The sequence below is a fragment of the Citrobacter sp. KTE30 genome, assembly GCF_000398825.1.
GTDB lineage: Bacteria > Pseudomonadota > Gammaproteobacteria > Enterobacterales > Enterobacteriaceae > Citrobacter > Citrobacter freundii.
The window spans coordinates 1,605,576-1,627,150 of sequence record NZ_KB976055.1 but is presented as its reverse complement, the minus strand read 5'-3'; the positions used below and the strand labels follow the sequence as shown (position 1 = coordinate 1,627,150).

Annotated in this window: 21 protein-coding genes; 10 read left to right on the top strand and 11 right to left on the bottom strand. The window is 53.8% G+C overall.

What is annotated here, in order from left to right; genetic code table 11:
- Nucleotides 1–27: 27 nt before the first annotated feature.
- From fecA to fecE, 5 genes are read left to right on the top strand one after another with little or no spacing between them, the layout of a single operon-like run.
- Nucleotides 28–2,352 carry a TonB-dependent Fe(3+) dicitrate receptor FecA gene (gene fecA, locus WC1_RS15275; protein WP_016149946.1) on the top strand — a complete coding sequence of 775 codons (2,325 nt, stop codon included), beginning with the start codon at nucleotides 28–30 and terminating at the stop codon, nucleotides 2,350–2,352.
- A 58-nt stretch (nucleotides 2,353–2,410) separates the two neighbouring features.
- Entirely contained in the window at nucleotides 2,411–3,313 is a 903-nt protein-coding gene (locus WC1_RS15280) for a Fe(3+) dicitrate ABC transporter substrate-binding protein FecB (protein ID WP_016149945.1), read from the top strand.
- Entirely contained in the window at nucleotides 3,310–4,308 is a 999-nt protein-coding gene (fecC, locus tag WC1_RS15285; protein ID WP_016149944.1) for an iron-dicitrate ABC transporter permease FecC, read from the top strand. Before WC1_RS15280 ends, fecC begins: the two co-directional genes overlap by 4 nt.
- A complete protein-coding gene (fecD, locus tag WC1_RS15290; RefSeq protein ID WP_016149943.1) occupies nucleotides 4,305–5,261 on the top strand; it encodes a Fe(3+) dicitrate ABC transporter permease subunit FecD in 957 nt (318 codons plus the stop codon). The genes fecC and fecD overlap by 4 nt, the downstream gene beginning before the upstream one ends.
- Nucleotides 5,262–6,029 carry a Fe(3+) dicitrate ABC transporter ATP-binding protein FecE gene (gene fecE / locus WC1_RS15295; protein ID WP_003036301.1) on the top strand — a complete coding sequence of 256 codons (768 nt, stop codon included), beginning with the start codon at nucleotides 5,262–5,264 and terminating at the stop codon, nucleotides 6,027–6,029. It abuts the gene before it with no gap.
- A gap of 90 nt (nucleotides 6,030–6,119) precedes the next feature.
- Here the strand turns inward: fecE and WC1_RS25060 are convergent, their stop codons facing one another.
- Nucleotides 6,120–6,254: an AraC family transcriptional regulator N-terminal domain-containing protein gene (locus tag WC1_RS25060; RefSeq protein ID WP_226791653.1), complete on the bottom strand. Its 135-nt coding sequence runs from the start codon at nucleotides 6,252–6,254 to the stop codon at nucleotides 6,120–6,122.
- 418 nt (nucleotides 6,255–6,672) lie between these two features.
- On the opposite strand from WC1_RS25060, the gene WC1_RS23475 reads away from it, so the two are divergent.
- Nucleotides 6,673–7,293, top strand: a complete 621-nt coding sequence (locus tag WC1_RS23475; protein WP_071599121.1) for a histidine phosphatase family protein — start codon at nucleotides 6,673–6,675, stop codon at nucleotides 7,291–7,293.
- A 176-nt stretch (nucleotides 7,294–7,469) separates the two neighbouring features.
- On the opposite strand, the gene WC1_RS15300 is transcribed toward WC1_RS23475, so the two are convergent.
- Complete coding sequence (locus tag WC1_RS15300; RefSeq protein ID WP_003036289.1) at nucleotides 7,470–7,691, bottom strand: hypothetical protein; 222 nt, start codon at nucleotides 7,689–7,691, stop codon at nucleotides 7,470–7,472.
- Nucleotides 7,692–7,788: 97 nt separating this feature from the next.
- Here WC1_RS15300 and WC1_RS15305 point away from each other — a divergent pair, with 97 nt between their 5' ends.
- The 4 genes from WC1_RS15305 (at nucleotide 7,789) to WC1_RS15320 (ending at nucleotide 12,921) form a co-directional block, all read left to right on the top strand.
- Nucleotides 7,789–7,992 carry an N-acetyltransferase gene (locus WC1_RS15305; protein WP_016149941.1) on the top strand — a complete coding sequence of 68 codons (204 nt, stop codon included), beginning with the start codon at nucleotides 7,789–7,791 and terminating at the stop codon, nucleotides 7,990–7,992.
- Nucleotides 7,993–8,236: 244 nt separating this feature from the next.
- Nucleotides 8,237–9,553: a shikimate transporter gene (gene shiA, locus WC1_RS15310; RefSeq protein WP_003036285.1), complete on the top strand. Its 1,317-nt coding sequence runs from the start codon at nucleotides 8,237–8,239 to the stop codon at nucleotides 9,551–9,553.
- 118 nt (nucleotides 9,554–9,671) lie between these two features.
- Complete coding sequence (locus WC1_RS15315) at nucleotides 9,672–11,126, top strand: AMP nucleosidase (protein WP_016149940.1); 1,455 nt, start codon at nucleotides 9,672–9,674, stop codon at nucleotides 11,124–11,126.
- A 16-nt stretch (nucleotides 11,127–11,142) separates the two neighbouring features.
- Nucleotides 11,143–12,921, top strand: a complete 1,779-nt coding sequence (locus tag WC1_RS15320) for an aminopeptidase P family protein (protein WP_016149939.1) — start codon at nucleotides 11,143–11,145, stop codon at nucleotides 12,919–12,921.
- Nucleotides 12,922–12,976: 55 nt separating this feature from the next.
- Here the strand turns inward: WC1_RS15320 and ptsG are convergent, their stop codons facing one another.
- From ptsG to fabG, 9 genes are all read right to left on the bottom strand, one after another.
- On the bottom strand, nucleotides 12,977–14,410 hold the full coding sequence (gene ptsG / locus WC1_RS15325; protein WP_003036277.1) for a PTS glucose transporter subunit IIBC: 1,434 nt from the start codon (nucleotides 14,408–14,410) through the stop codon (nucleotides 12,977–12,979).
- Between the two features lie 293 nt (nucleotides 14,411–14,703).
- Entirely contained in the window at nucleotides 14,704–15,501 is a 798-nt protein-coding gene (locus tag WC1_RS15330; protein ID WP_003036276.1) for a metal-dependent hydrolase, read from the bottom strand.
- Nucleotides 15,502–15,511: 10 nt separating this feature from the next.
- On the bottom strand, nucleotides 15,512–16,516 hold the full coding sequence (holB, locus tag WC1_RS15335; RefSeq protein ID WP_016149938.1) for a DNA polymerase III subunit delta': 1,005 nt from the start codon (nucleotides 16,514–16,516) through the stop codon (nucleotides 15,512–15,514).
- The gene (tmk, locus tag WC1_RS15340) at nucleotides 16,513–17,154 is read right to left on the bottom strand and encodes a dTMP kinase (RefSeq protein ID WP_003036268.1); all 642 of its coding nucleotides are present in this window, start codon (nucleotides 17,152–17,154) and stop codon (nucleotides 16,513–16,515) included. The genes holB and tmk overlap by 4 nt, the downstream gene beginning before the upstream one ends.
- Entirely contained in the window at nucleotides 17,144–18,166 is a 1,023-nt protein-coding gene (gene yceG / locus WC1_RS15345) for a cell division protein YceG (protein WP_003036266.1), read from the bottom strand. The genes tmk and yceG overlap by 11 nt, the downstream gene beginning before the upstream one ends.
- Nucleotides 18,167–18,168: 2 nt before the next feature.
- Nucleotides 18,169–18,978: an aminodeoxychorismate lyase gene (pabC, locus tag WC1_RS15350; RefSeq protein WP_016149937.1), complete on the bottom strand. Its 810-nt coding sequence runs from the start codon at nucleotides 18,976–18,978 to the stop codon at nucleotides 18,169–18,171.
- A 135-nt stretch (nucleotides 18,979–19,113) separates the two neighbouring features.
- A complete protein-coding gene (gene fabF, locus WC1_RS15355; protein WP_003036260.1) occupies nucleotides 19,114–20,355 on the bottom strand; it encodes a beta-ketoacyl-ACP synthase II in 1,242 nt (413 codons plus the stop codon).
- A gap of 85 nt (nucleotides 20,356–20,440) precedes the next feature.
- Nucleotides 20,441–20,677, bottom strand: coding sequence for an acyl carrier protein (gene acpP, locus WC1_RS15360; RefSeq protein ID WP_000103754.1), 237 nt, complete (start codon nucleotides 20,675–20,677; stop codon nucleotides 20,441–20,443).
- 155 nt (nucleotides 20,678–20,832) lie between these two features.
- Nucleotides 20,833–21,567, bottom strand: a complete 735-nt coding sequence (fabG, locus tag WC1_RS15365) for a 3-oxoacyl-ACP reductase FabG (RefSeq protein WP_016149936.1) — start codon at nucleotides 21,565–21,567, stop codon at nucleotides 20,833–20,835.
- Nucleotides 21,568–21,575 lie beyond the last annotated feature (8 nt).

Here is a 21,575-nt window from a genome sequence, read left to right as displayed (position 1 = left end):
CACAACAAAAATGATGATGGAGAAGGTATGACGCCTTTACGCGTTTTTAGCAAAACAACACCTTTGGTTAACGCCATTCGCCTGAGCCTGCTGCCGCTGGCTGGGCTCTCGTTATCCGCTTTCGCAGCGCAGATTGATATTGCACCAGGCTCACTCGATAAAGCGCTAAACCAATATGCCGCACGCAGCGGAATTACCCTGTCTGTTGACGCCAGACTGACGCGCGGCAAACACAGCAACGGTTTGCACGGCGATTACGATGTTGAGAGTGGTTTGCAGCAGCTGCTCCTGGGCAGTGGCCTGCAGGTGAAGCCGTTAGGGAATAACAGCTGGACGCTCGAACACGTTCCTGCGCCGCAGGAAGATGCGCTCACGGTTGTGGGCGACTGGCTGGGGGATGCGCGCGAAAACGACGTTTTCGAACATGCTGGCGCACGTGACGTTATCCGCCGTGAAGATTTCGCCAAAACCGGCGCGACGACCATGCGCGAGGTGCTGAACCGCATTCCTGGCGTTACCGCCCCAGAAAACAACGGTACCGGTAGCCACGATCTGGCGATGAACTTTGGTATTCGCGGCCTGAACCCGCGCCTGGCCAGCCGTTCAACGGTACTGATGGACGGTATTCCGGTGCCGTTTGCCCCTTACGGCCAGCCGCAGCTTTCCCTGGCACCTGTTTCGCTCGGAAATATGGACGCCATCGATGTGGTGCGCGGCGGCGGTGCTGTGCGTTACGGGCCGCAGAGCGTGGGCGGCGTGGTGAACTTTGTCACCCGCGCCATTCCGCAAGACTTCGGTATCGAAGCCGGCATGGAAGGCCAGCTCAGCCCAACGTCCTCACAAAATAATCCAAAAGAGACGCACAACCTGATGGTGGGCGGCACGGCGGATAACGGTTTTGGTACCGCCCTGCTTTACTCCGGCACCCGCGGCAGCGACTGGCGCGAGCACAGCGCGACGCGCATCGACGACCTGATGCTGAAAAGCAAATATGCGCCGAATGACGTGCATACTTTCAACAGCCTGCTGCAATACTACGACGGAGAAGCCGACATGCCCGGCGGCCTGTCGCGCGCGGATTACAACGCCGACCGCTGGCAGTCCACGCGCCCTTACGATCGCTTCTGGGGGCGCCGCAAGCTGGCAAGCCTCGGCTATCAGTTCCAGCCGGACAGCCAGCATAAATTCAATATTCAGGGCTTCTACACCGAAACCCTGCGTAGCGGCTATCTGGAACAGGGCAAACGCCTCACCCTGTCACCGCGTAACTACTGGGTACGCGGCATTGAACCGCGCTACAGTCAGAGCTTTATGGTGGGTCCTTCCGCGCACGAAGTGGGCGTGGGATACCGCTATGTGAGCGAGTCGACGCATGAAATGCGTTACTACACCGCCACCAGCAGCGGACAACTCCCGTCCAGCGCTAGCCCATACGATCGCGACACCCGTTCCGGCACCGAAGCGCACGCCTGGTATCTGGATGACAAAATCGACATTGGCAACTGGACTATCACACCGGGTATGCGCTTTGAACATATCGAGTCATACCAGAACAACGCCATCAAAGGCACACATGAAGAAGTGAGCTACAACGCCCCACTTCCGGCGCTAAACGTGCTTTATCACCTGACTGATAGCTGGAATCTTTATGCAAACACTGAAGGCTCATTCGGCACCGTACAGTACAGCCAAATTGGCAAGGCTGTGCAAAGCGGCAATGTGGAACCGGAAAAAGCGCGAACCTGGGAGCTCGGAACCCGATACGACGATGGCGCGCTGACCGCGGAAATGGGGCTGTTCCTGATAAACTTTAATAATCAGTACGACTCCAACCAGACCAACGACACCGTAACCGCACGGGGTAAAACGCGCCATACCGGGCTGGAAACCCAGGCCCGCTATGACCTCGGCACGCTGACGCCAACGCTCGACAACGTTTCGGTCTACGCAAGCTATGCGTATGTGAACGCCGAGATCCGCGAGAAAGGCGACACCTACGGCAACCAGGTGCCGTTCTCCCCGAAACACAAAGGCACATTGGGCGTGGACTATAAACCAGGTAGCTGGACGTTCAACCTGAATAGCGATTTCCAGTCCAGCCAGTTTGCGGATAACGCCAATACCGTGAAAGAGAGCGCCGACGGCAGTACTGGTCGCATCCCTGGCTTTATGCTCTGGGGCGCACGCGTAGCTTATGATTTTGGTCCGCAAATGGCAGACCTGAACCTTGCGTTCGGCGTGAAAAATATCTTCGACCAGGCGTACTTCACCCGCTCTTATGACGACAACAACAAAGGCATCTACGCAGGCCAGCCGCGCACTCTGTATATGCAGGGGTCGTTGAAGTTCTAATTCACACCGATTTCGTAGGCCGGGTAAGCGCAGCGCCACCCGGCTTTCAGGAGCACCGATGTTCACATTTATCCGCACACTTTTCGCCGCTCTGCTGCTGGTCACCAGCCACGCTTTTGCAGCCACGGTTCAGGACGAACATGGCACCTTTACGCTTGATAAAACGCCACAGCGGATAGTGGTACTGGAGTTGTCATTCGCGGACGCGCTGGCTGCCGTCGATGTCAGTCCTGTCGGCATTGCCGACGATAACGATGCCACGCGCATTCTTCCTGAAGTTCGCGCACATCTGAAACCCTGGCAGTCTGTCGGCACGCGTGCGCAGCCGAGTTTAGAAGCCATTAGCGCGTTGAAACCGGATCTGATCATTGCCGACAGCAGCCGTCATGCGGGTATTTTCAGCGCCTTACAGCAAATAGCACCGGTTCTGCTGCTGAAATCTCGCAATGAAACCTACGCTGAAAATCTTCAGTCTGCGGCCATCATCGGCGAGATTGTGGGCAAAAAGGCACAGATGCAGTCACGTCTGGCGCAACACAAACAACAGATGTCAGCGTGGGCCAGCCAGTTGCCAAAAGGCACGCTGGTGTTGTTTGGTACGTCCCGGGAGCAGCAGTTCAACCTGCATACGCAGGGGACCTGGACCGGGGGCGTCCTGACCTCTCTGGGGCTGAAGGTACCTGCGGCGATGGCGGGTGCGTCTATGCCGTCCATCGGCCTGGAACAGCTGCTGGCGCTCAATCCTGCATGGCTGCTGGTCGCCCACTACCGCAAAGAGAGCATCGTCAAACGCTGGCAGCAAGACCCGCTGTGGCAGATGTTAACGGCTGCGCAAAAACAGCAGACGGCGTCGGTCGACAGTAACGCCTGGGCGCGGATGCGCGGCATTTTTGCGGCCGAACGTATTGCCAGCGACACGGTAAAAATCTTCCATCACCAGCCTTTATCCGATGTGAAATGACAGTTCTCAGACATCCGGCGTTGCAATGGGGGCTACCCCTTGCCGCGCTTATCGCAGTTTTCTGGCTGAGTCTGTTTTGCTACTCGGCCATTCCTGTTTCTGGCGTTGATGCCATTCGCGCCCTGCTGCCGGGCCACGTGCCGACGCTTGCACAAGCGCTGGTGCAAAACCTACGTCTGCCGCGAAGCCTGGTCGCCATTCTGATCGGCGCAAGCCTGGCTCTCGCGGGAACGCTGCTGCAAACCCTGACGCATAATTCAATGGCCTCCCCTTCACTGCTCGGCATTAACAGCGGCGCGGCGCTGGCTATGGCACTGACCAGCGCGCTCAGCCCCGTGCCCGTCGCGGGTTACTCCATCGCCTTTATCGCCGCCTGTGGCGGCGGCGTAAGCTGGCTGCTGGTGATGACCGCAGGCGGCGGATTTCGCCACACCCAGGACCGAAACAAACTGATCCTCGCGGGTATCGCTTTCTCGGCGTTTTGCATGGCCCTGACCCGCATCACCCTGCTGCTGACGGAAGATCACGCCTACGGCATTTTTTACTGGCTCGCAGGGGGCGTATCTCACGCACGCTGGCAGGAGTTCTGGCAGCTTTTACCGGTGGTGGCGGTCGCTGTACCGGTGGTGTTGCTGCTGGCCAATCAACTGAACCTGCTTAACGTCAGCGACAGCACCGCCCGCACGCTGGGGGTGAATCTGCCGAAGCTGCGTTTGATCATCAACATTCTGGTGCTGCTTCTGGTCGGTACCTGCGTCAGCGTGGCTGGCCCGGTGGCGTTTATCGGTCTGTTGATGCCGCATCTGGCTCGCTTCTGGGTAGGATTTGACCAGCGCAAGGTCCTGCCGATGAGCATACTGATGGGCGCCACACTGATGCTAGTGGCGGATGTTCTGGCCCGCGCGCTGGCTTTTCCTGGCGAATTACCCGCGGGGGCTGTGGTTGCTCTGATTGGTGCGCCCTGCTTTGTCTGGCTGGTCAGGAGGCGTGGTTGAAAATTGTGTTAGTCATTTTTATCGCCCTCGCACTGGCAGGATTTTCGCTGCTGTCTCTGCAAATGGGGGGGATCGCCGTTCCCTGGCGCGCCCTGCTGACCAACTGGCAGGCCGGGCGTGAGTATCATTACGTGTTAACGGCGTACCGCCTGCCGCGACTGCTGCTGGCGTTGTTTGTCGGAGCAGCCCTCGCGGTTGCAGGCGTTCTGGTACAAGGGATCGTTCGTAACCCTCTGGCGTCGCCGGATATTCTCGGCGTAAACCATGCCGCCAGCCTTTCCTCTGTGGGCGCACTGCTTCTCGTACCGTCACTGCCGGTGATTGCTCTGCCGCTGCTGGCCTTTGCCGGTGGCATGGTGGGCCTGATACTGCTGAGAATGCTGGCGAACACCAGCCAGCCGATGAAGCTGGCACTCACGGGTATCGCGCTGTCTGCCTGCTGGGCCAGCCTGACGGACTGGCTGATGCTTTCGCGCCCGCAGGATGTGAACGGCGCCCTGCTGTGGCTGACCGGCAGCTTATGGGGCCGTGACTGGAGCTTTGTGAAGATTGCCGTCCCGCTGCTAATGTTGTTTCTGCCGCTGAGCCTGGGTTTTTGCCGCGATCTCGACCTTCTGGCACTGGGCGATGCCCGCGCCACCACGCTCGGTGTGTCGGTGCCGCGTATCCGGCTCCTGGCTTTGCTACTGGCCGTCGCCATGACATCTACCGGCGTGGCCGTCTGCGGCCCAATTAGTTTTATTGGTCTTGTGGTGCCGCATATGGTGCGCAGTATTACCGGTGGGCGTCACCGCTGGCTGCTGCCCATATCGGCCATGACAGGTGCGTTGCTGCTGGTGGTTGCCGACCTGCTGGCGCGAATTACTCATCCCCCGCTGGAGCTTCCGGCTGGCGTACTGACCGCCATTATCGGTGCACCGTGGTTTGTCTGGCTGCTTGTGAGAATGCGATAAATGACATTACGAACTGAAAATCTGACGGTCTGTTACGGTACAAACAAGATCCTTGATGGCGTTTCACTCGCCCTACCAGCGGGGAAGACAACCGCCCTGCTCGGCCCTAACGGCTGCGGGAAATCGACGTTGCTAAACTGTTTTTCACGGCTGTTAGCGCCGCAATCCGGTGGCGTATTTCTCGGCGATAATGCCATCAACACGCTCTCATCACGCCAGCTAGCCCGCAGGCTGGCGCTGCTGCCCCAGCACCATTTAACGCCAGAGGGGATCACCGTCCAGGAGCTTGTTTCGTACGGTCGCAACCCGTGGTTGTCACTCTGGGGGCGCCTCTCCGTTGAAGACAATGCGCGGGTCCAAGATGCTATGCACCAGACCCGGATCCAACATCTTGCCGACCGACGGTTAACCGATCTTTCCGGCGGTCAGCGCCAGCGCGCCTTTCTGGCGATGGTCCTGGCCCAGAATACACCCGTCATACTACTCGATGAGCCAACCACCTATCTCGATATCAATCACCAGGTGGAACTGATGCGGTTGATGGGCGAACTCCGGGCTCAGGGGAAAACGGTGGTCGCAGTGCTGCACGACCTTAATCAGGCCAGCCGGTACTGCGATCATCTGGTGGTAATGGCGAACGGACATATTATGGCGCAAGGCACACCAGAAGCGGTGATGAACCCTGGATTGCTGAGAACCGTATTCAACGTGGATACGGAAATACACCCCGAACCAGTATCTGGTAGGCCGATGTGTGTAGTGAGGTAAATGACACAAGCTGTAATGTTACCATGGTCTCAACAGGTCGCCTGTCATATCACTTGCGCTGTGATGACTTCACTCTGCCCAGGTAACATTTCAACTGTTCTGAGCTGAATAATATTGCAGCGTTCTGTCATCAATCATCATGCGTTTAGGACCAGTCAAAACCATGTTAATCATCGGTTCATAAACTGCAGACAGGCGGTGTTCAGGGATTACTCTCAACACCATAGCAACCCGTGAAATGCAGGTTTCGGTACGCTGATTATCCGTGGCTAATGCAAGTTCTAGTAACTTCGGTAATTTTTGCATTTACCGAGTGATAACACGTCGCTGTATGCACAGCAAGAGAGGCAGGATAAAGGAAAAAGCGAAGAGGATGGAGAAACGGGGAGACGCGTTAATTCATCTTTCCGCTTAATATTAACGGGCGCCGGGTTGCTTCATACCAACGTCCGCTGAGTGCCAAAAGCGGAAGTTAACTACGGATAAAATTCAGCGCCTCACACCCAGAGCCGCTGCATAACGGCAATAAGCTACACTTGTTCATTATTTCCAAAACCGGAAAGCCTTCTGCTGCTTCAACGGTGTGTGTTTGGCATCGCGCTGTTGGGGCATTTTGATCAACAACGAGCATGGCCCGCTAACGATGAAATTGATACTTGTTCGACACGCAGAAACAGAGTGGAATTTGGACGGAATTATTCAGGGGCACAGCGATAGCTCCTTGACCTGTCGGGGTTTGCGTGAAACATCCGTCCTACTAGCAGCGTTTAGTGCAAGTGAATATCAAATAGAGCGTGTTTACGCTTCTCCGCTTGGACGTGCCTGGCAAATGGGGCAAAGCCTGGCTGAACACTTTCGCTGTTCACTGACGGCTGAACCGGCCCTTAAAGAGCAGGCCTTTGGTCAGTTTGAAGGTATGCCGTTAGAACTACTCAGACAAAAACATCCGAACGATTCAAATGCATTATTCAGGCTTGATGCAGAGTATTGTCCACCTGGGGGGGAGTCACTGGCGCATGCTTCTCAGCGAGTTATGTGTTTTTTACAAAACCTGGAAGATACTTCATCACATCAACAAACAATATGTATTGTGTCTCACGGGCATGTCAGTCAGGGCACTCTGGCAATTCTTAAAGAAGGGACTGTCAATAGTTTCCCTCGCTATGCTCACCCCAATGCAAGTTATTCTGTTATCGACCTGATTAATGGAAAATGTATCGGCCTAAAGTGGGGGATTGCTACACATTTACGTCACCTGAATTAGTGGTCACCTTTCAATCATTGAACACCCATCCTGCCAGAGCCATCATTATTATTTAAGCACAATGTCAGCACCTCGCTCAAAGTTGCCCCTCAGCTCCACACCAGGTGTTGAGTAAACGCATCCGTGTAAGTGCACAATTTTCATGTGCCACTAAAGCAGTGTGTTCCCATCGACGTTCAGTCAGCTTTATACGCCTGCCACTCGCGCCAGACATTCTCAGGATCAATATCGCGGTAGCCACGCTCTCTGATTATATCCTCGGCTGCTTCGGCCGGCAGGCGGATGGCTGTAGCGCCATCGCGAATGGACTCAACCTCATCGCGGGTCAATTCCCGTCCTATGTCCTGTTCTTTATCAATCAGGACTACGATCAACGCAGGGATAAAAACAATCTTCATACTGACAAGCCTCTGAAATATTCGCATCCCACTGTATCACTGACAGTTTTGATATAATTTAGTAATCGTCAATTTATTACCAGGACGGGAATCATTCATGACATTACAAATCCGTGACGCCACACCGGCCGACGCGATGTTGCTTAATGCGCTGGGCTACCGCATCTACCGCGCACACTTTGAACAAAAGGCACTGGAGCTTCGCTTATATGTCCACGGAGATAACGGGCGTGCGATTCGTGCTTATGAGCGATGTGGTTTCACTGAATCTCCGTATACCATTATGAAAGTGGGTATATAGCTTCCCCAAATACAGTACTCCTAATGCTCCGCCTGAAATCAGAACACTCCTGACAGGCCACGATTCCACCTGATTCAGATTTTTCATTCATCTTATTTTTCATGTTGCCATCAGATGAGGGAGATAATCGTTTTCACTTCCCGTCTGTCGCGGTAATCTCATAACGGTCGTTAATATTGCGACTGCAATGTGTGTAACCCAACTCAAATACTAATAACTAAAAAACAGTACAGACAGGATAACTATGGATTCCACCCTCACCTCCACGGGTCCCCAACAGGACGCCTCTTCGCTTAACCGCGCCCGACGCGCTGCGCTTGGCAGCTTCGCGGGTGCCGTGGTCGACTGGTATGATTTTCTGCTTTATGGCATTACTGCCGCACTGGTCTTTAACCGCGAGTTCTTCCCGCAAGTCAGCCCAGCGATGGGGACACTTGCCGCATTTGCTACCTTTGGCGTCGGATTTTTGTTCCGTCCGTTAGGCGGGGTGATCTTCGGCCACTTCGGCGATCGTCTGGGCCGTAAACGTATGCTGATGCTTACCGTCTGGATGATGGGTATTGCCACTGCGCTGATCGGGATTATTCCCTCTTTTGACACCATTGGCTGGTGGGCTCCCGTTCTGCTGGTGACGCTGCGTGCTATTCAGGGATTCGCCGTTGGCGGTGAATGGGGCGGCGCAGCGTTGCTCTCGGTCGAAAGCGCGCCGAAAAATAAAAAAGCCTTCTACAGCAGCGGCGTTCAGGTTGGTTACGGCGTCGGACTGTTACTTTCTACCGGTCTGGTCTCGCTGATTAGCTCGCAAACCACCGATGAGCAGTTCCTGAGTTGGGGCTGGCGTATTCCATTCCTGTTCAGCATCGTGCTGGTATTGGGCGCGTTGTGGATGCGTAACCGAATGGATGAATCGGCCGAATTCGAACAGCAGCAGCAGGCACCGCAACCAGAGAAAAAGAGACTACCGGTAGTCGAGGCATTAATCCGTCATCCAGGGGCGTTTTTGAAAATTATCGCTCTGCGCCTGTGTGAACTGCTGACGATGTATATCGTCACCGCGTTTGCCCTTAATTACTCCACGCAGAATCTGGGCTTACCTCGCGAACTGTTTCTGAATATCGGGTTGTTAGTTGGTGGACTGAGCTGTCTGACCATCCCCTGCTTTGCCTGGCTCGCCGACCGCTTTGGTCGCCGGCGCGTTTACATTACTGGCGCACTGGTCGGGACGCTTAGCGCATTCCCGTTCTTTATGGCGTTAGAAGCGCAATCCATTTTCTGGATCGTGTTCTTCGCGATTATGTTGGCCAACATTGCACACGATATGGTGGTCTGCGTACAGCAGCCTATGTTTACCGGTTTGTTTGGCGCAAGCTATCGCTACAGCGGCGCAGGCGTTGGTTATCAGGTAGCAAGCGTAGTTGGCGGCGGTTTTACCCCCTTCATTGCTGCTGCACTGGTAACATTCTCCGGCGGAGACTGGCACAGCGTAGCCATTTATCTGATGGCGGGTTGTCTTATTTCCGCGACTACAGCATTGCTGATGCGGGATAAGCAGCACGGTTAAGCCCGGGTGCGGAGGCCGTCCGGTCTTCGCGCAATCTTCCTCAACGTCTGACTTTTGTTTCACATTCCTGTGACATACTATCGGGAGAGCAGTACATCTGTGAAACAAGGAGACAGACATGAACAATAAGGGCTCCAGCCTGACCCCGGCTCAGGCACTGGATAAACTGGACGCGCTGTACGAGCAGTCGGTTAAAGCACTGCGTAGCGCCATTGGTAAGTATATTGAAACAGGGACGCTCCCTGATGTAATCGCCCGCCATAACGGTCTTTTTGTTTACCCATCACTGTGTGTCACCTGGGATGGCATCGCCACCAATCCCCCGAAAACCCGAGCCTATGGTCGTTTTACCCATGCGGGCAGCTACACCACTACGATTACCCGCCCGTCGCTTTTTCGTCCGTATCTTGAAGAACAGCTCACGCTGCTGTATCAGGATTATGATGCGCATATCTCCGTCGAGCCGTCGCAGCATGAAATCCCCTATCCCTATGTGATTGACGGTTCAGAACTGACGCTGGATCGCTCGATGAGCGCCGGATTAACGCGCCATTTCCCCACCACTGAATTGTCGCAGATTGGTGACGAAACGGCAGACGGGATTTTTCATCCGGCGGAATTTTCTCCGCTGTCTCACTTCGATGCCCGACGCGTGGATTTTTCGCTGGCGCGACTACGTCATTACACGGGAACGCCGGTTGAACATTTTCAACCTTTTGTACTGTTCACCAACTACACCCGCTACGTCGATGAGTTTGTGCGTTGGGGTTGCAGCCAGATCCTCGACCCGGACAGCCCATATATCGCGCTTTCTTGTGCGGGCGGGATCTGGATCACCGCCGAAACCGAAGCGCCAGAAGAAGCCATCTCCGATCTCGCCTGGAAGAAACACCAGATGCCCGCCTGGCATTTAATCACGGCTGACGGTCAGGGGATCACGCTGGTCAATATCGGCGTTGGCCCGTCTAACGCCAAAACCATTTGCGATCACCTGGCCGTACTGCGTCCTGACGTCTGGCTGATGATTGGTCACTGCGGTGGTCTGCGTGAAAGTCAGGCGATTGGCGACTATGTTCTGGCCCACGCTTATCTGCGTGACGACCACGTGTTGGATGCCGTACTACCGCCGGATATTCCGATTCCGAGCATTGCGGAAGTACAACGCGCCCTGTATGACGCCACCAAAGAAGTCAGCGGTATGCCCGGTGAAGAAGTTAAACAGCGCTTGCGTACCGGTACTGTCGTCACCACCGACGATCGTAACTGGGAGCTACGCTATTCCGCTTCTGCGCTGCGTTTCAACCTCAGTCGCGCGGTGGCTATCGATATGGAAAGCGCCACCATCGCCGCTCAGGGATACCGTTTCCGCGTTCCGTACGGCACGCTGCTGTGCGTTTCCGACAAGCCGCTGCACGGTGAGATCAAACTACCTGGTCAGGCCAACCGTTTTTATGAAGGTGCTATTTCTGAGCATCTGCAAATAGGTATCCGGGCTATCGATCGTCTGCGTGCTGAAGGCGACCGACTGCACTCCCGTAAATTACGTACATTCAACGAACCGCCGTTCCGTTAAGACCTGAAGGTTAACTATGCACATCTCAACTCCTCTTTCCGCCCTGCGCAACCTGCTGATAGCGCAGGGGCTGGATGGCATGATTGTTCCGCGCGCCGACGCTCATCAAAGCGAAGATTGTACGCCGCATGACAATAAACTGGCCTGTCTGACCGGATTTAGCGGTTCTGCCGGCCTCGCGTTGGTCCTTCGGGATCGCGCGTTAATGTTTGTCGATGGACGCTATCAGGTCCAGGTACGCAATGAAGTCTCGCTGGATGATTTTGAAATTCATCATTTACACGATGAACCGCTGGCCGACTATTTGCAGTCTCACGTTGCAGCGGGTACACGTATCGGCTTTGAACCACTGCTGATGGTCAACAGCCAGTTTGAAGCCTTGTCGGCAACTCATTGCGAGCTGGTACCTCTTGAGCAAGATCCTTTTGACCAGGTGTGGCTTGACCGACCGGCAGCCCCCTGCGGCATCATTCGTGAAATGCCCATTGAAATCAGCGGGGAAAGCAGCACGCAAAAGCGTGCCCGCGTCGTGGAACAACTCGCTCAACATGAGGCTGACGTACTGGCAATTACCCTGCCGGATAACATTGCCTGGCTGTTGAATGTACGCGGTTCAGATCTGGCTATGGTGCCAGTACCGTTTTCGTTTGCCCTGCTCCATCGCAGCGGTGAGCTGGAATGGTTTGTGGATAGCAACAAAACGCAGCAACTCCCCGTATCACTGCTAAACACGCTCACGCTGGCCCCGCAAGAGAGTTTCCTGGTACGTTGCCAGCAACTGGCCAGTGGGAAACGCTTCCTGGTCGATAAAGACTACGCCCCGGTTGCGTTGCGTTTTGCCATTGAAGAACACGGTGGCAACGTCTTATGGGCCCCTGATCCCATCACCTTGATGAAAGCCCACAAAAATGACGTTGAACTGGCGGGCTATCGGGAATGCCATGAACAAGATGGCGCAGCCTGGGTTAATTTCCTTGCCTGGCTGGCCCATGAAGTCCCTTTGCGCGAAGCGGCTGACAATCCGGTCACCGAACTGGAAGCCCAGGCAAAGCAACTGGAATTTCGCCAGCAGCAGCCGGGATTTATTGAGCAAAGCTTCAGCACGATATCGGCCTCTGCCAGCAATGCGGCGATGTGTCATTACCACTCCAGTGAAAAAACCAATACGCCAATTACCTCGCAGGCCATGTATCTGAATGATTCCGGCGGCCAGTACCACAATGGTACGACGGATACGACGCGTACCTTCGCGTTTGGTCCACAGGATCCGCAACGTCGTCTGCATTACACCGCCGTGCTGAAAGGCTTTTTGTCGCTTATTTCACTGCAGTTTCCCAGCGGCACTCAGGGCCATCAACTGGATGCCTTTAGCCGTCGGGCGTTGTGGGATTTAGGCCTGGATTTTGATCATGGAACAGGACACGGCGTAGGCCACCAGTTGCTTATCCATGAACAACCCCATCGCATTGCCAAGAAAGTAAACCCCTGGCCTCTGGTCGCGGGCAATATCATCACTATCGAACCGGGTTACTATCTGGCCGGGCAATATGGGATCCGTATTGAGAACCAGGTGGAAATAATCAACAGCCGCCCTGGCTTCTGTCGTTTCTCAACGCTGACGCTGGTGCCGATTGATTTGAATCTGGTTGAACTGCATCTATTGAGTGAAGCTGAAAAGCAATGGATTGATGATTACCACCAGCAAGTCAGAGAGACGTTATCCCCTCGCGTGAATGCAGAGGCTCGTCCGTGGCTGTTCGCAGTCACCGCGCCGATTCGCGTTCAGGCTAATTAATGCAATAAAAAAGGCAGCCCGTAGGCTGCCTTAGTTCTCCCCAATTTCTTACTGCTTAGCTGTTACGGATGTACTCATCCATTTCAGTTTTCAGGTTATCGGACTTAGTACCGAAAATCGCCTGAACACCGGAACCAGCTACCACAACGCCCGCCGCACCCAGTTTCTTCAGGCCAGCCTGATCCACTTTGGCAACGTCAGCCACGCTGACACGCAGACGGGTGATACACGCATCAAGGTTAGTGATGTTTTCTTTACCGCCGAACGCCGCAACCAGAGCCGGAGCCATTTCGCCTGACGCACCTGCTTTGCTGTCTTCGGTGGCATCTTCACGACCCGGAGTTTTCAGGTCCAGCGCTTTGATCAGCACACGGAAGATGGTGTAGTAAACAATCGCATAACCGATACCGACAATCGGGAACAGCCACAGTTTGCTGCTGTTACCGGAAAGAACGATAAAGTCGATCAGACCGTGGGAGAACGACGTACCGTCACGCATACCCAGCAGGATACAGATCGGGAATGCCAGACCAGCCAGAATCGCGTGGATGATGTACAGGATCGGCGCCACGAACATGAAGGAGAACTCGATCGGCTCGGTAATACCGGTCAGGAACGAGGTCAGCGCCGCGGAGATCATGATACCGCCCACTTTCGCGCGGTTTTCTGGTTTAGCAGAGTGCCAGATAGCGATAGCAGCAGCCGGCAGACCGTACATTTTGAACAGGAAGCCACCAGACAGTTTGCCCGCAGTCGGGTCACCCGCCATATAGCGAGGGATGTCGCCGTGGAACACCTGACCTGCAGCGTTGGTGTATTCACCGATCTGCATCTGGAATGGAACGTTCCAGATATGGTGCAGACCAAACGGCACCAGGCAGCGTTCAATGAAGCCATAGATACCGAACGCCACGACCGGGTTCTGGTATGCAGCCCACTGGGAGAACGTCTGAATAGCAGTACCGATTGGCGGCCAAATGAAGGACAGAACCACACCTGTGAAGATAGCAGCCAGACCAGAAATGATAGGAACGAAGCGCTTACCCGCAAAGAAGCCAAGATACTCAGGCAATTTAATACGGTAGAAGCGGTTGAACATATACGCTGCAATCGCACCGGAGATAATCCCTCCGAGAACACCCGTATCAGCAAGGTGTTTAGCTGCGATCTCTTCAGCAGGTAAATGCAGAACCAGCGGCGCAACAACAGCCATGGTCTTAACCATGATGCCGTAAGCAACAACGGATGCCAGTGCAGATACACCGTCATTATTAGTGAAGCCTAACGCAACACCGATAGCAAAAATCAGCGGCATGTTCGCAAAAACAGAACCGCCCGCTTCTGCCATTACGTGCGATACAACGGCTGGCAGCCAGCTGAAGTTAGCGGAACCGACGCCCAGCAGGATACCTGCAATTGGGAGTACGGATACCGGCAGCATCAGCGATTTACCGACCTTTTGCAGGTTAGCAAATGCATTCTTAAACATAATTAGGAGTGCTCCTGAGTATTTGTGCTTTTCTACGTTCTCACGCATTAGCGAGGGGGGAGAACCTCGCCGTGTACAGGGCATCTAAGTACCCTTTATTTATTACACAGAGTAAAATAATTCAGTTTGTTTTTGTTTGACGGCTATCACAGTTCAGTCGTGAATGGCCGCAAAATCCGCACATTCCGATAAAATGCGTTTCTGAATGTGTCAATCTGGTTATTCACCGCCCATTTTGTGGCGGTGAACTTTACTCGCATTAGTGATTAATTACGAGCTTTAAAAAAAGTCAGTTAACGAACAGATTGCAGGCGAGAAGCGTCGATGTGAAACAGGCGGGCAAAGTTATCAGTGGTTGCCTGCGCCAGTTCTTCAACGGCAACACCTTTCACTACGGCCATGTACTCTGCAACGTCACGAGTCATGGCGGGCTGGTTCTCTTTTCCACGATGCGGTACAGGCGCAAGGTAGGGAGAATCCGTCTCGACCAATAACCGGTCCAGAGGAACATAGCGGGCGGCATCACGGAGCTGCTCTGCATTTCGGAACGTGACGATGCCGGAAAACGAGATATAGAATCCAAGGTCCAGTAATTTGCCCGCCGTTTCTCTGTCCTCTGTAAAACAGTGTAGTACGCCGCCACAATCCGTCACTTTTTCTTCGCGCAGAATAGACAGCGTGTCGGCTCGCGCATCGCGGGTATGCACGATAACTGGCTTCTGTAACTCACGGCCAATCTGAATATGGTGGATAAAAGATTCCTGCTGGCGCACCTTTGTTTCCGGCGTGTAAAAATAGTCCAGCCCGGTTTCTCCCATCGCCACAACCCCCTCTTCGGCGGCAAAACGACGCAGCTCCTCAACATCATAGGTTTCATCCTGATTTAACGGATGCACGCCGCAGGAAAAAACCACATTGTCACGCTCACCAACCAGTTCACGCATACTGCGGTATCCTGGCAAGGTGGTTGCAACGGCAAGACAGAATTTCACATCGCGTGCGGCCGCTTTCGCCAGCACGTCGTCCACGTCCTTATGCAGAGATTGATAATCCAGGCCATCAAGATGGCAGTGTGAGTCGACTAAAAACATAATGTCTCTCTCAAAGATGGGGAACAGGCAGTACGGTGCCTGGTTGCAGGTAATGCTCAATACGAAGAATAAGATCGGTTAATACCAGCTCGCGGTTTACGCCCGTCACGTTCAGCAACTGCTGACGGCAATGACAAACGTCACCGAGTATCGCCTGTATCTGGGCAACGGATAACCGTTCTGCGATGGAAGATATCAGGTCCAGGGCATCGGGATTGGTTAAATGGGCAATCCCATACGGACGTTTCAACGCATCCGTAAACAACGTTGCCAGCCAGTGTAAACGGGCGGCAGCCTGATCGTGGTTTAACGCCGCGAGCAAGATATACCAATCACCGGCGTTTAATGTATTCACCAGTGCCGCACAAAAATCTGTACGGTGCGCCCAGCTTTCAGCCTGTAACAGCGTGAGTGCCGCGCCTGGCGAACCGGCACTTAGACGTAACGCGCTAAGCAGCGCTTCTGACGACGCAGTCACTTCACGAGCAAGCCAGGAGATAGCATACGACTCCGGAGGTGGCGCAAGATGATGTAACCGACAACGGCTGCGTAATGTCGCCAGCAAACGAGCAGGCTCTGTGCTGGCGAGGAAAAACCAGGTCTGTGCCGGGGGTTCTTCCAGCGTTTTCAACAGGGCATTGGCGGCAGCATCGGTTAACTGGGCGGCATCAGGGATCCACACGACCTTCGCACCGCCGAGACGCGAATGCTCGTACAGCTTTTCACTGACTTCGCGTACAGCATCAACCCCCAGCGTGCTTTTGCCTTTTTCTGGCAGCAGCGAATAGTAGTCAGGGTGCGTCCCCGCCTGCATCAGCTGACAGCCACGGCACTGTCCGCAGCTTTTATGTCCTTCCGGCTGCTGGCACATTAAATAGCGGCTGAGGGCGTAAATAAGCGCCTCGTCGCCCATTCCGGGTAACGCCTGAATCAGTAACGCATGGTGACCACGACCCGCCTGGTAGCTGGCCACCAGTTTTTCAAAATCCGGTCGTAACCATGGGTACCATTTCATGCGCCCTGCTCCTTCACCCACTGGGTGATGGTATTGCGAATATCAGCCATCACAGCCTCCAGCGGCTGCGTAGCGTCTATAGTGCGAATGCTGGCGTCTTTGGCAGCCAGCTCAAGATAGCGCGCGCGGGTACGATTAAAGAAATCGAAAGATTCCTGCTCAATACGATCCAGCTCGCCGCGTGCACGGGCACGCTTCAACCCGACTTCTGGCGTCACATCCAGATAGATAGTCAGATCCGGGCGAAAATCGCCGAGCACTGCATCGCGCAGGGTTGCCAGCATGTTTTGATCGATACCACGTCCACCACCCTGATACGCCTGCGTAGACAGATCGTGACGATCGCCAATTACCCACGCGCCTTTCGCCAGCGCAGGTTTAATAACGGTTTCGACCAGTTGTACGCGCGCGGCGTAAAACATCAGAACTTCGGCTTTGTCGGTGATAACCTCGTCACCCACCGACTTAATGTCCAGCACCAGGCTTCTTAGTTTCTCAGCCAGTTGCGTGCCGCCAGGTTCGCGGGTGAAAACCATGTCACGAATACCGAGTTGCTCAAGTGTCTCTACCACTACGTTACGCGCGGTGGTTTTTCCGGCGCCTTCCAGGCCCTCGATGACGATATAGTTACTGCCCATTTTTTTCCTTAAGCACTTTCAGGTAATCCTGCACGGACCGGTTGTGGCTGGCAAGATTGGTGTTAAACGTGTGGCCACCTTTACCGTCAGCCACAAAATAAAGATACGGCGTTTTTGCCGGATGTGCCGCGGCCTGCAACGATGCCTCTCCCGGCATGGCAATCGGGCCAGGTGGCAGTCCTGTAATGGTATAGGTGTTATAAGCGGTCGGGGTGTCTAAATCCACGCGCGACAATTTGCCATTATAACGTGACCCCATACCGTAAATCACCGTCGGATCGGTTTGTAAACGCATACCGATACGTAAACGGTTAATAAACACCGAAGCCACCTGGTCACGCTCGCTGGCAACCGCAGTCTCTTTTTCAATAATAGAAGCCATGGTTACCAGCTGATTTTTGTCCTGATAAGGCAGGCCGTCAGCGCGCCCTTCCCAGACAGTATCCACCGCTTTAACCATTTTCTGATGCGCGCGTTTTAGCAACGCTACGTCAGTCGTATTGGCGGTATACATCCAGGTATCTGGCCAGAACCAACCTTCCACCCATTGCGGGTTTTCCAGTTTCAGAGCCTGGGCCACGGTCTCATAGCTATCGTCGCTTAATGTATGTTTGATATACGGGGCATCGCGCAGCTGTTTCAGGTAATCGCTTAGGCGCATCCCTTCAACCAGACGTAACGGGAACTGCGCCTCTTTTCCGCTTTCCAGCAGTTGCAGCATATCCCGAACCGTCATGTCGGGTGTAAAACGGTAGGTTCCGGCCTTAAAATGCGACAGTTCGGGTTCCACACGCAGCAGCCATTGGAACACGCGCGGACGGTTAATAACCTTGTCCGCATACAGCTGTTCGCCAAGGGCCAGGCGGCCCGTCCCCGCTTTCAGCGTAAAAATCGTCTCTTCTTTAATCAATAATTTACTGTCCGCCAGATGGCGAACTTTCCACATTCCCACTCCCGCGGCAATGCCCAGCACAACCAGCAATAACAGGACAACGAGTAACAGTTTTTTCATGACTAATTCGGGTGCTCACAAAGTGGGGCTAAAAAATCGAATAACAAACGTGAAGACAGCAATGTGTCGCCACAGGTACGCACGGGAATAATGGGCATTAACGCGTTACAGACGACAATTTCATCAGCCTGCATAACCTCCTCCAACCCGGCATACACTTCGACAATACTGAATGGCGATTGTGCCAGCATCCGGATACAGAATTGTCGCATAATGCCGTTTACTCCGGCCTGATCCAGGCGAGGCGTGTAAACCACATCACCTTTACGCCAGAACAAATTAGCCGCACAGCATTCCGTAACCCATCCCTCGCTGTCAAGAACCAGTGCTTCATCTGCGTCCGTCTGTTCAAGATGAGAGCGAATCAACACCTGCTCCAGTCGATTCAGATGTTTAAGCCCGGCAAGCAGTGGATTACGTCCCAGACGTACTGGGCTTAGCGCCAGCATAATGCCATCTTGCCGCCAACGATCGTAATGAACGGGCCAGGCTGAAACGGAGAGGATGCGTGTGGCGCTGTGACAATTTTTGCCACTGTAGCCCCGGCCTCCACTGCCACGGCTGATAATCACTTTCAACACCCCGCGTACGTGCCCTTTCGCCAGCATTTTCATTTCATTTTGCAGCTCGGACCAATTTTCAAAAGAGATCAGCAGTTTTTGGCAAGCGTCTTGTAAACGCTCAAGATGCGCTGCAAAGAGAGGGATTTCGCCGTCGATAATACAGGCAGTGGTAAAACAGCCATCACCAAATTGGGTCGCTCGATCGCTTGCTGCCAGCATATTCTGCTCGCAGCCATTAATTAAGAACATGGTGGCTCCTTATTTCTGGTCCGCTAGTTTGGCAGGATGAGTAACACAGGACAAGGGCGGAAAACCGAATAAAAAAAGGCCCGACAAGCGGACCTTTTCAATTTGCTATCGATGCTAGCGCATCAGCTAACGGGCTTAAATCTTTTTAAAGATCAAAGAGCCGTTGGTACCACCGAAGCCAAAGGAGTTACACAGTGCATACTCCAGACCACTAACCTGACGCGCTTCGTGAGGTACGAAGTCCAGATCACAACCTTCATCCGGGTTATCCAGGTTGATGGTTGGCGGAATAGCCTGATCGCGCAGCGCCAGGATAGAGAAAATAGACTCTACCGCGCCCGCCGCACCCAACAGGTGTCCGGTCATAGATTTGGTGGAGCTTACCATTACACGGCTTGCCGCATCACCAAAGACAGATTTCACTGCCTGGGTTTCTGCTTTATCGCCTGCAGGCGTAGACGTACCATGCGCGTTGACATAGCCAATCTGACCCGCTTCGATAGCCGCATCACGCAGCGCGTTGACCATTGCCAGCGCAGCGCCTGCACCGTTTTCCGGTGGTGACGTCATGTGGTAAGCATCACTGCTCATACCGAAGCCAACGACTTCAGCATAGATTTTTGCACCGCGAGCTTTCGCATGTTCGTACTCTTCCAGTACAACCATGCCTGCGCCGTCGCCCAGCACAAAGCCATCACGTTCTTTGTCCCACGGACGGCTTGCCGCTTGCGGGTTATCATTACGTGTAGACAGCGCACGTGCCGCGCCAAAACCACCCACGCCCAGCGGCGTACTGGCTTTTTCTGCACCACCCGCAACCATCGCGTCCGCATCGCCGTATGCAATGATACGTGCAGCATGACCGATGTTATGCACGCCTGAAGTACAGGCGGTTGCGATGGAGATGCTTGGCCCTTGCAGGCCGTACATGATGGTCAGGTGACCTGCCACCATGTTAACAATCGTCGACGGAACGAAGAACGGGCTGATCTTACGCGGTCCACCATTTACCAGAGAGGTATGGTTTTCTTCGATAAGACCGAGACCGCCAATACCAGAGCCGATAGCGGCGCCAATACGGTGGGCGTTCTCTTCCGTTATTTCGAGGCCAGAATCCTGCATGGCCTGAACGCCAGCGACAATTCCATATTGAATGAAAGCATCCATCTTGCGCTGTTCTTTGCGCGAGATAATGTCTTCACAGTTAAAATCCTTTACTAAGCCAGCAAATTTCGTTGCATAGGCGCTAGTATCGAAATGGTCGATCAGGCTGATGCCACTCTGACCGGCAAGGAGAGCTTTCCAGGTAGACTCTACGGTATTGCCGACAGGAGACAACATGCCCAGTCCGGTCACAACTACACGACGCTTAGACACGGTTGTCCTCCAGGGAGGGAAAATAATTCAAGTGGGATAAAAAGATAAAACTCAGGCGGTCGAATGACCGCCTGGAGATGTTCACTTACGCCTGGTGGCCGTTGATGTAATCAATGGCAGCCTGAACGGTAGTGATTTTCTCAGCTTCTTCGTCCGGAATCTCAGTATCAAACTCTTCTTCCAGAGCCATTACCAGCTCAACGGTGTCAAGAGAATCTGCGCCCAGGTCTTCAACGAAGGAAGCATTGTTGGTTACTTCTTCCTGCTTAACGCCCAGCTGTTCGCCGATAATTTTCTTAACGCGTTCTTCGATAGTGCTCATACTCTTAAATTTCCTATCAAAACTCGCTTTCGCGATGGTTTTCGTAGTGTATAAAATGTTGAAAAATTTGCAACTAAATCCCGGCAGGTCTTACCACGATTTTGCGCTATTTTGAGGCCATTCACCCTAATAACGCAAATATTTTTCAATCGTGGTTAAACCATGTACATCCCGCCGTTGACGTGCAAAGTCTCACCTGTGATGTAACTTGCTTCGTCAGAAGCTAAAAATGCAACCGCACTGGCGATTTCTTTCGGTTCGCCAAGACGACCCGCAGGTACTGCCGCCAGCGTACCCGCACGCTGATCATCAGACAGCGCACGCGTCATGTCCGTTTCAATAAAGCCCGGAGCAACAACGTTTACAGTAATGCCACGAGACGCAACTTCGCGCGCCAGTGATTTACTGAAGCCGATCAGACCCGCTTTCGCCGCAGCGTAGTTAGCCTGACCCGCATTTCCCATGGTACCAACCACAGAACCGATAGTGATAATACGCCCATGACGCTTTTTCATCATAGCTCGCATTACCGCTTTTGACAGACGGAAAACAGATGACAGGTTGGTTTCGATGATATCGTTCCACTCGTCATCTTTCATGCGCATTAACAGGTTATCACGAGTAATCCCGGCATTATTGACCAGGATATCGACTTCACCAAATTCTGCGCGAATATTTTCCAGAACAGATTCGATAGATGCCGGATCGGTCACATTCAACATCAGACCTTTACCATTTGCACCTAAGTAATCACTAATGGCCTGCGCGCCGCTTTCGCTGGTGGCAGTACCGATAACTTTCGCGCCACGGGCAACGAGTGTCTCAGCAATTGCGCGGCCAATGCCACGGCTTGCACCGGTAACCAGCGCGATTTTTCCTTCAAAACTCATGGTCTTCC